The sequence below is a fragment of the Pseudomonas sp. 9AZ genome (assembly GCF_902506525.1).
In the GTDB taxonomy this organism is placed as follows: domain Bacteria; phylum Pseudomonadota; class Gammaproteobacteria; order Pseudomonadales; family Pseudomonadaceae; genus Aquipseudomonas; species Aquipseudomonas peli.
The window spans coordinates 1-10,988 of sequence record NZ_LR733842.1; the positions used below are offsets into that span (position 1 = coordinate 1).

Below are 10,988 nucleotides of genomic sequence, written 5' to 3' on the forward strand. Positions count from 1 at the left end.
AAAGTAAAACCCCCGACCGTTTTCACGATCGGGGGTTTTGGTATAGGTGCTTGACGATGACCTACTCTCACATGGGGAAACCCCACACTACCATCGGCGATGCATCGTTTCACTACTGAGTTCGGGATGGGATCAGGTGGTTCCAATGCTCTATGGTCGTCAAGCGATTCAGCTGAGATGTCGTGCTGCTTGCGCGGCTCGCTACCTCGAATTGGGTATGTGATTTGTTTTGTAGTTTTGCAAATTTTCGGCTGTTGCAGTCTTCATAGAGACACACAAACATCAAATTGTTTGGGTGTTATATGGTCAAGCCTCACGGGCAATTAGTATTGGTTAGCTCAACGCCTCACAGCGCTTACACACCCAACCTATCAACGTCGTAGTCTTCGACGGCCCTTTAGGGAACTCAAGGTTCCAGTGAGATCTCATCTCGAGGCAAGTTTCCCGCTTAGATGCTTTCAGCGGTTATCTTTTCCGAACATAGCTACCCGGCAATGCCACTGGCGTGACAACCGGAACACCAGAGGTTCGTCCACTCCGGTCCTCTCGTACTAGGAGCAGCCCCTCTCAAATCTCAAACGTCCACGGCAGATAGGGACCGAACTGTCTCACGACGTTCTAAACCCAGCTCGCGTACCACTTTAAATGGCGAACAGCCATACCCTTGGGACCGGCTTCAGCCCCAGGATGTGATGAGCCGACATCGAGGTGCCAAACACCGCCGTCGATATGAACTCTTGGGCGGTATCAGCCTGTTATCCCCGGAGTACCTTTTATCCGTTGAGCGATGGCCCTTCCATACAGAACCACCGGATCACTAAGACCTACTTTCGTACCTGCTCGACGTGTCTGTCTCGCAGTCAAGCGCGCTTTTGCCTTTATACTCTACGACCGATTTCCGACCGGTCTGAGCGCACCTTCGTACTCCTCCGTTACTCTTTAGGAGGAGACCGCCCCAGTCAAACTACCCACCATACACTGTCCTCGATCCGGATAACGGACCAGAGTTAGAACCTCAAGGTTACCAGGGTGGTATTTCAAGGTTGGCTCCACGCGAACTGGCGTCCACGCTTCAAAGCCTCCCACCTATCCTACACAAGTAAACTCAAAGTCCAGTGCAAAGCTATAGTAAAGGTTCACGGGGTCTTTCCGTCTAGCCGCGGATACACTGCATCTTCACAGCGATTTCAATTTCACTGAGTCTCGGGTGGAGACAGCGCCGCCATCGTTACGCCATTCGTGCAGGTCGGAACTTACCCGACAAGGAATTTCGCTACCTTAGGACCGTTATAGTTACGGCCGCCGTTTACCGGGGCTTCGATCAAGAGCTTCGCGTTAGCTAACCCCATCAATTAACCTTCCGGCACCGGGCAGGCGTCACACCCTATACGTCCACTTTCGTGTTTGCAGAGTGCTGTGTTTTTAATAAACAGTCGCAGCGGCCTGGTATCTTCGACCGGCATGGGCTTACGCAGTAAATGCTTCACCCTCACCGGCGCACCTTCTCCCGAAGTTACGGTGCCATTTTGCCTAGTTCCTTCACCCGAGTTCTCTCAAGCGCCTTGGTATTCTCTACCTAACCACCTGTGTCGGTTTGGGGTACGGTTCCTAATTACCTGAAGCTTAGAAGCTTTTCCTGGAAGCATGGCATCAACCACTTCGTCATCTAAAAGATAACTCGTCATCAGTTCTCGGCCTTGATTTCCCGGATTTACCTAAGAAATCAGCCTACCACCTTAAACACGGACAACCAACGCCGTGCTGGCCTAGCCTTCTCCGTCCCTCCATCGCAGTAATTAGAAGTACGGGAATATTAACCCGTTTCCCATCGACTACGCATTTCTGCCTCGCCTTAGGGGCCGACTCACCCTGCGTCGATTAACGTTGCGCAGGAAACCTTGGTCTTTCGGCGTGGGAGTTTTTCACTCCCATTGTCGTTACTCATGTCAGCATTCGCACTTCTGATACCTCCAGCAAGCTTCTCAACTCACCTTCACAGGCTTACAGAACGCTCCTCTACCGCTCAACTTACGTTGAACCCGTAGCTTCGGTGTATGGTTTGAGCCCCGTTACATCTTCCGCGCAGGCCGACTCGACTAGTGAGCTATTACGCTTTCTTTAAAGGGTGGCTGCTTCTAAGCCAACCTCCTAGCTGTCTAAGCCTTCCCACATCGTTTCCCACTTAACCATAACTTTGGGACCTTAGCTGACGGTCTGGGTTGTTTCCCTTTTCACGACGGACGTTAGCACCCGCCGTGTGTCTCCCGTGCTGACACTTGCTGGTATTCGGAGTTTGCATCGGTTTGGTAAGTCGGGATGACCCCCTAGCCGAAACAGTGCTCTACCCCCAGCAGTGATACACGAGGCGCTACCTAAATAGCTTTCGAGGAGAACCAGCTATCTCCGAGCTTGATTAGCCTTTCACTCCGATCCACAGGTCATCCGCTAACTTTTCAACGGTAGTCGGTTCGGTCCTCCAGTTAGTGTTACCCAACCTTCAACCTGCCCATGGATAGATCGCCCGGTTTCGGGTCTATACCCAGCGACTGTCGCCCTATTAAGACTCGCTTTCGCTACGCCTCCCCTATTCGGTTAAGCTCGCCACTGAATATAAGTCGCTGACCCATTATACAAAAGGTACGCAGTCACCCAACAAAGTGGGCTCCCACTGCTTGTACGCATACGGTTTCAGGATCTATTTCACTCCCCTCTCCGGGGTTCTTTTCGCCTTTCCCTCACGGTACTAGTTCACTATCGGTCAGTCAGTAGTATTTAGCCTTGGAGGATGGTCCCCCCATATTCAGACAAAGTTTCTCGTGCTCCGTCCTACTCGATTTCATTGATAAGAGAATTTCGTGTACGGGGCTATCACCCACTACGGCGGCACTTTCCAGAGCCTTCCACTATTCTCAAATCAACTTAAGGGCTAGTCCCCGTTCGCTCGCCACTACTAAGGGAATCTCGGTTGATTTCTATTCCTCAGGGTACTTAGATGTTTCAGTTCCCCTGGTTCGCCTTACACACCTATGTATTCAGTGTGTAATAACCAGCTTATGCTGGCTGGGTTCCCCCATTCAGAGATCTCCGGATCAAAGTCTGTTTGCCGACTCCCCGGAGCTTATCGCAGGCTACAACGTCTTTCATCGCCTCTGACTGCCAAGGCATCCACCGTATGCGCTTCTTCACTTGACCATATAACCCCAAGCAATCTGGTTATTGTCTCTAACGTGAAGACGACATTCGCCGAAAATTTGCAATTGAGAACTACAAATTTTACCTTGACCAAATCAATTACCAGTGAAAGTAATTAATCAGTCACTTCTATCACATACCCAAATTTTTAAAGAACGATTTTCTTACTGGTCAAAGACCAGAAATCAACATTCAGCTACTTGCAGTAGGAACGCTCATTTCTGAACTCTTAACGAGGCTGTATATGGTGGAGCCAAGCGGGATCGAACCGCTGACCTCCTGCGTGCAAGGCAGGCGCTCTCCCAGCTGAGCTATGGCCCCATATTCTTACAAGGCCAAACCCCACAACAATTGGTGGGTCTGGGCAGATTCGAACTGCCGACCTCACCCTTATCAGGGGTGCGCTCTAACCAACTGAGCTACAGACCCAATCGTCTTTCGCAATGAATCAAGCAATTCGTGTGGGAACTTATGAAGAAGCTGAAGTCTTCGATTAAGGAGGTGATCCAGCCGCAGGTTCCCCTACGGCTACCTTGTTACGACTTCACCCCAGTCATGAATCACACCGTGGTAACCGTCCCCCTTGCGGTTAGACTAGCTACTTCTGGTGCAACCCACTCCCATGGTGTGACGGGCGGTGTGTACAAGGCCCGGGAACGTATTCACCGTGACATTCTGATTCACGATTACTAGCGATTCCGACTTCACGCAGTCGAGTTGCAGACTGCGATCCGGACTACGATCGGTTTTATGGGATTAGCTCCACCTCGCGGCTTGGCAACCCTTTGTACCGACCATTGTAGCACGTGTGTAGCCCTGGCCGTAAGGGCCATGATGACTTGACGTCATCCCCACCTTCCTCCGGTTTGTCACCGGCAGTCTCCTTAGAGTTCCCACCATTACGTGCTGGTAACTAAGGACAAGGGTTGCGCTCGTTACGGGACTTAACCCAACATCTCACGACACGAGCTGACGACAGCCATGCAGCACCTGTGTCTGAGTTCCCGAAGGCACCAATCTATCTCTAGAAAGTTCTCAGCATGTCAAGGCCAGGTAAGGTTCTTCGCGTTGCTTCGAATTAAACCACATGCTCCACCGCTTGTGCGGGCCCCCGTCAATTCATTTGAGTTTTAACCTTGCGGCCGTACTCCCCAGGCGGTCAACTTAATGCGTTAGCTGCGCCACTAAGAGTTCAAGACTCCCAACGGCTAGTTGACATCGTTTACGGCGTGGACTACCAGGGTATCTAATCCTGTTTGCTCCCCACGCTTTCGCACCTCAGTGTCAGTATCAGTCCAGGTGGTCGCCTTCGCCACTGGTGTTCCTTCCTATATCTACGCATTTCACCGCTACACAGGAAATTCCACCACCCTCTACCGTACTCTAGCTCAGCAGTTTTGAAAGCAGTTCCCAGGTTGAGCCCGGGGATTTCACTTCCAACTTACTGAACCACCTACGCGCGCTTTACGCCCAGTAATTCCGATTAACGCTTGCACCCTTCGTATTACCGCGGCTGCTGGCACGAAGTTAGCCGGTGCTTATTCTGTCGGTAACGTCAAAGTAGCAACGTATTAAGTTACTACCCTTCCTCCCAACTTAAAGTGCTTTACAATCCGAAGACCTTCTTCACACACGCGGCATGGCTGGATCAGGCTTTCGCCCATTGTCCAATATTCCCCACTGCTGCCTCCCGTAGGAGTCTGGACCGTGTCTCAGTTCCAGTGTGACTGATCATCCTCTCAGACCAGTTACGGATCGTCGCCTTGGTGAGCCATTACCTCACCAACTAGCTAATCCGACCTAGGCTCATCTAATGGCGCGAGGCCCGAAGGTCCCCCGCTTTCTCCCGTAGGACGTATGCGGTATTAGCGTCCGTTTCCGAACGTTATCCCCCACCACTAGGCAGATTCCTAGGCATTACTCACCCGTCCGCCGCTCTCAAGAGAAGCAAGCTCCTCTCTACCGCTCGACTTGCATGTGTTAGGCCTGCCGCCAGCGTTCAATCTGAGCCATGATCAAACTCTTCAGTTCAATACTGCTTGGGTTTTGAGAAAACCCTAAACTTAGCTCAGCAATCGTTGGTTACATCTTTGATTTCTCGCGGAGTAACTTGTGATGCTGATAATCTTGCGACTAGCAGTCTTACCTCACAAGCACCCACACGAATTGCTTGATTCAGTTGTTAAAGAGCGGTGGTTAAGCCTTTCGTCTCAACCGAGGCGCGCATTCTACAGCAGCCTCATCTTGCGTCAAGCTATTTTTCGAAGTTCTTTTTAGAAAAGCGCTTTCTACTCAACAACTTGCATTACATAACCTATCAGCAGTGACTTTTGATCGCTCAAAAAGTTCATGCTTGTACTAATAGTAAAACCCCCGACCGTTTTCACGATCGGGGGTTTTGGTATAGGTGCTTGACGATGACCTACTCTCACATGGGGAAACCCCACACTACCATCGGCGATGCATCGTTTCACTACTGAGTTCGGGATGGGATCAGGTGGTTCCAATGCTCTATGGTCGTCAAGCGATTCAGCTGAGATGTCGTGCTGCTTGCGCGGCTCGCTACCTCGAATTGGGTATGTGATTTGTTTTGTAGTTTTGCAAATTTTCGGCTGTTGCAGTCTTCATAGAGACACACAAACATCAAATTGTTTGGGTGTTATATGGTCAAGCCTCACGGGCAATTAGTATTGGTTAGCTCAACGCCTCACAGCGCTTACACACCCAACCTATCAACGTCGTAGTCTTCGACGGCCCTTTAGGGAACTCAAGGTTCCAGTGAGATCTCATCTCGAGGCAAGTTTCCCGCTTAGATGCTTTCAGCGGTTATCTTTTCCGAACATAGCTACCCGGCAATGCCACTGGCGTGACAACCGGAACACCAGAGGTTCGTCCACTCCGGTCCTCTCGTACTAGGAGCAGCCCCTCTCAAATCTCAAACGTCCACGGCAGATAGGGACCGAACTGTCTCACGACGTTCTAAACCCAGCTCGCGTACCACTTTAAATGGCGAACAGCCATACCCTTGGGACCGGCTTCAGCCCCAGGATGTGATGAGCCGACATCGAGGTGCCAAACACCGCCGTCGATATGAACTCTTGGGCGGTATCAGCCTGTTATCCCCGGAGTACCTTTTATCCGTTGAGCGATGGCCCTTCCATACAGAACCACCGGATCACTAAGACCTACTTTCGTACCTGCTCGACGTGTCTGTCTCGCAGTCAAGCGCGCTTTTGCCTTTATACTCTACGACCGATTTCCGACCGGTCTGAGCGCACCTTCGTACTCCTCCGTTACTCTTTAGGAGGAGACCGCCCCAGTCAAACTACCCACCATACACTGTCCTCGATCCGGATAACGGACCAGAGTTAGAACCTCAAGGTTACCAGGGTGGTATTTCAAGGTTGGCTCCACGCGAACTGGCGTCCACGCTTCAAAGCCTCCCACCTATCCTACACAAGTAAACTCAAAGTCCAGTGCAAAGCTATAGTAAAGGTTCACGGGGTCTTTCCGTCTAGCCGCGGATACACTGCATCTTCACAGCGATTTCAATTTCACTGAGTCTCGGGTGGAGACAGCGCCGCCATCGTTACGCCATTCGTGCAGGTCGGAACTTACCCGACAAGGAATTTCGCTACCTTAGGACCGTTATAGTTACGGCCGCCGTTTACCGGGGCTTCGATCAAGAGCTTCGCGTTAGCTAACCCCATCAATTAACCTTCCGGCACCGGGCAGGCGTCACACCCTATACGTCCACTTTCGTGTTTGCAGAGTGCTGTGTTTTTAATAAACAGTCGCAGCGGCCTGGTATCTTCGACCGGCATGGGCTTACGCAGTAAATGCTTCACCCTCACCGGCGCACCTTCTCCCGAAGTTACGGTGCCATTTTGCCTAGTTCCTTCACCCGAGTTCTCTCAAGCGCCTTGGTATTCTCTACCTAACCACCTGTGTCGGTTTGGGGTACGGTTCCTAATTACCTGAAGCTTAGAAGCTTTTCCTGGAAGCATGGCATCAACCACTTCGTCATCTAAAAGATAACTCGTCATCAGTTCTCGGCCTTGATTTCCCGGATTTACCTAAGAAATCAGCCTACCACCTTAAACACGGACAACCAACGCCGTGCTGGCCTAGCCTTCTCCGTCCCTCCATCGCAGTAATTAGAAGTACGGGAATATTAACCCGTTTCCCATCGACTACGCATTTCTGCCTCGCCTTAGGGGCCGACTCACCCTGCGTCGATTAACGTTGCGCAGGAAACCTTGGTCTTTCGGCGTGGGAGTTTTTCACTCCCATTGTCGTTACTCATGTCAGCATTCGCACTTCTGATACCTCCAGCAAGCTTCTCAACTCACCTTCACAGGCTTACAGAACGCTCCTCTACCGCTCAACTTACGTTGAACCCGTAGCTTCGGTGTATGGTTTGAGCCCCGTTACATCTTCCGCGCAGGCCGACTCGACTAGTGAGCTATTACGCTTTCTTTAAAGGGTGGCTGCTTCTAAGCCAACCTCCTAGCTGTCTAAGCCTTCCCACATCGTTTCCCACTTAACCATAACTTTGGGACCTTAGCTGACGGTCTGGGTTGTTTCCCTTTTCACGACGGACGTTAGCACCCGCCGTGTGTCTCCCGTGCTGACACTTGCTGGTATTCGGAGTTTGCATCGGTTTGGTAAGTCGGGATGACCCCCTAGCCGAAACAGTGCTCTACCCCCAGCAGTGATACACGAGGCGCTACCTAAATAGCTTTCGAGGAGAACCAGCTATCTCCGAGCTTGATTAGCCTTTCACTCCGATCCACAGGTCATCCGCTAACTTTTCAACGGTAGTCGGTTCGGTCCTCCAGTTAGTGTTACCCAACCTTCAACCTGCCCATGGATAGATCGCCCGGTTTCGGGTCTATACCCAGCGACTGTCGCCCTATTAAGACTCGCTTTCGCTACGCCTCCCCTATTCGGTTAAGCTCGCCACTGAATATAAGTCGCTGACCCATTATACAAAAGGTACGCAGTCACCCAACAAAGTGGGCTCCCACTGCTTGTACGCATACGGTTTCAGGATCTATTTCACTCCCCTCTCCGGGGTTCTTTTCGCCTTTCCCTCACGGTACTAGTTCACTATCGGTCAGTCAGTAGTATTTAGCCTTGGAGGATGGTCCCCCCATATTCAGACAAAGTTTCTCGTGCTCCGTCCTACTCGATTTCATTGATAAGAGAATTTCGTGTACGGGGCTATCACCCACTACGGCGGCACTTTCCAGAGCCTTCCACTATTCTCAAATCAACTTAAGGGCTAGTCCCCGTTCGCTCGCCACTACTAAGGGAATCTCGGTTGATTTCTATTCCTCAGGGTACTTAGATGTTTCAGTTCCCCTGGTTCGCCTTACACACCTATGTATTCAGTGTGTAATAACCAGCTTATGCTGGCTGGGTTCCCCCATTCAGAGATCTCCGGATCAAAGTCTGTTTGCCGACTCCCCGGAGCTTATCGCAGGCTACAACGTCTTTCATCGCCTCTGACTGCCAAGGCATCCACCGTATGCGCTTCTTCACTTGACCATATAACCCCAAGCAATCTGGTTATTGTCTCTAACGTGAAGACGACATTCGCCGAAAATTTGCAATTGAGAACTACAAATTTTACCTTGACCAAATCAATTACCAGTGAAAGTAATTAATCAGTCACTTCTATCACATACCCAAATTTTTAAAGAACGATTTTCTTACTGGTCAAAGACCAGAAATCAACATTCAGCTACTTGCAGTAGGAACGCTCATTTCTGAACTCTTAACGAGGCTGTATATGGTGGAGCCAAGCGGGATCGAACCGCTGACCTCCTGCGTGCAAGGCAGGCGCTCTCCCAGCTGAGCTATGGCCCCATATTCTTACAAGGCCAAACCCCACAACAATTGGTGGGTCTGGGCAGATTCGAACTGCCGACCTCACCCTTATCAGGGGTGCGCTCTAACCAACTGAGCTACAGACCCAATCGTCTTTCGCAATGAATCAAGCAATTCGTGTGGGAACTTATGAAGAAGCTGAAGTCTTCGATTAAGGAGGTGATCCAGCCGCAGGTTCCCCTACGGCTACCTTGTTACGACTTCACCCCAGTCATGAATCACACCGTGGTAACCGTCCCCCTTGCGGTTAGACTAGCTACTTCTGGTGCAACCCACTCCCATGGTGTGACGGGCGGTGTGTACAAGGCCCGGGAACGTATTCACCGTGACATTCTGATTCACGATTACTAGCGATTCCGACTTCACGCAGTCGAGTTGCAGACTGCGATCCGGACTACGATCGGTTTTATGGGATTAGCTCCACCTCGCGGCTTGGCAACCCTTTGTACCGACCATTGTAGCACGTGTGTAGCCCTGGCCGTAAGGGCCATGATGACTTGACGTCATCCCCACCTTCCTCCGGTTTGTCACCGGCAGTCTCCTTAGAGTTCCCACCATTACGTGCTGGTAACTAAGGACAAGGGTTGCGCTCGTTACGGGACTTAACCCAACATCTCACGACACGAGCTGACGACAGCCATGCAGCACCTGTGTCTGAGTTCCCGAAGGCACCAATCTATCTCTAGAAAGTTCTCAGCATGTCAAGGCCAGGTAAGGTTCTTCGCGTTGCTTCGAATTAAACCACATGCTCCACCGCTTGTGCGGGCCCCCGTCAATTCATTTGAGTTTTAACCTTGCGGCCGTACTCCCCAGGCGGTCAACTTAATGCGTTAGCTGCGCCACTAAGAGTTCAAGACTCCCAACGGCTAGTTGACATCGTTTACGGCGTGGACTACCAGGGTATCTAATCCTGTTTGCTCCCCACGCTTTCGCACCTCAGTGTCAGTATCAGTCCAGGTGGTCGCCTTCGCCACTGGTGTTCCTTCCTATATCTACGCATTTCACCGCTACACAGGAAATTCCACCACCCTCTACCGTACTCTAGCTCAGCAGTTTTGAAAGCAGTTCCCAGGTTGAGCCCGGGGATTTCACTTCCAACTTACTGAACCACCTACGCGCGCTTTACGCCCAGTAATTCCGATTAACGCTTGCACCCTTCGTATTACCGCGGCTGCTGGCACGAAGTTAGCCGGTGCTTATTCTGTCGGTAACGTCAAAGTAGCAACGTATTAAGTTACTACCCTTCCTCCCAACTTAAAGTGCTTTACAATCCGAAGACCTTCTTCACACACGCGGCATGGCTGGATCAGGCTTTCGCCCATTGTCCAATATTCCCCACTGCTGCCTCCCGTAGGAGTCTGGACCGTGTCTCAGTTCCAGTGTGACTGATCATCCTCTCAGACCAGTTACGGATCGTCGCCTTGGTGAGCCATTACCTCACCAACTAGCTAATCCGACCTAGGCTCATCTAATGGCGCGAGGCCCGAAGGTCCCCCGCTTTCTCCCGTAGGACGTATGCGGTATTAGCGTCCGTTTCCGAACGTTATCCCCCACCACTAGGCAGATTCCTAGGCATTACTCACCCGTCCGCCGCTCTCAAGAGAAGCAAGCTCCTCTCTACCGCTCGACTTGCATGTGTTAGGCCTGCCGCCAGCGTTCAATCTGAGCCATGATCAAACTCTTCAGTTCAATACTGCTTGGGTTTTGAGAAAACCCTAAACTTAGCTCAGCAATCGTTGGTTACATCTTTGATTTCTCGCGGAGTAACTTGTGATGCTGATAATCTTGCGACTAGCAGTCTTACCTCACAAGCACCCACACGAATTGCTTGATTCAGTTGTTAAAGAGCGGTGGTTAAGCCTTTCGTCTCAACCGAGGCGCGCATTCTACAGCAGCCTCAT

4 tRNA genes and 6 rRNA genes are annotated in these 10,988 nt (G+C 51.1%); all 10 read right to left on the reverse strand.

Annotation, left to right across the window (positions count from 1 at the left end):
• Positions 1-48: 48 nt before the first annotated feature.
• The 10 genes from rrf (ALTER154_RS20805) to ALTER154_RS20850 all read right to left on the reverse strand — a co-directional run bounded on the left by rrf (ALTER154_RS20805) (position 49) and on the right by ALTER154_RS20850 (position 10,776).
• Positions 49-164: ribosomal RNA gene (gene rrf, locus ALTER154_RS20805) — 5S ribosomal RNA — on the reverse strand.
• A 138-nt stretch (positions 165-302) separates the two neighbouring features.
• Positions 303-3,192: ribosomal RNA gene (locus tag ALTER154_RS20810) — 23S ribosomal RNA — on the reverse strand.
• A 245-nt stretch (positions 3,193-3,437) separates the two neighbouring features.
• Positions 3,438-3,513: transfer RNA gene (locus ALTER154_RS20815), tRNA-Ala, on the reverse strand.
• A 31-nt stretch (positions 3,514-3,544) separates the two neighbouring features.
• Positions 3,545-3,621: transfer RNA gene (locus tag ALTER154_RS20820), tRNA-Ile, on the reverse strand.
• A 65-nt stretch (positions 3,622-3,686) separates the two neighbouring features.
• Positions 3,687-5,223 (reverse strand): 16S ribosomal RNA (locus tag ALTER154_RS20825).
• 378 nt (positions 5,224-5,601) lie between these two features.
• Positions 5,602-5,717 (reverse strand): 5S ribosomal RNA (rrf, locus tag ALTER154_RS20830).
• 138 nt (positions 5,718-5,855) lie between these two features.
• Positions 5,856-8,745 (reverse strand): 23S ribosomal RNA (locus tag ALTER154_RS20835).
• 245 nt (positions 8,746-8,990) lie between these two features.
• A tRNA-Ala gene (locus ALTER154_RS20840) sits at positions 8,991-9,066 on the reverse strand.
• Between the two features lie 31 nt (positions 9,067-9,097).
• Positions 9,098-9,174, reverse strand: a tRNA-Ile gene (locus ALTER154_RS20845).
• Positions 9,175-9,239: 65 nt separating this feature from the next.
• Positions 9,240-10,776: ribosomal RNA gene (locus tag ALTER154_RS20850) — 16S ribosomal RNA — on the reverse strand.
• The 16S, 23S and 5S rRNA genes sit together here with 4 tRNA genes alongside, the layout of an rRNA operon.
• Positions 10,777-10,988: the final 212 nt, after the last annotated feature.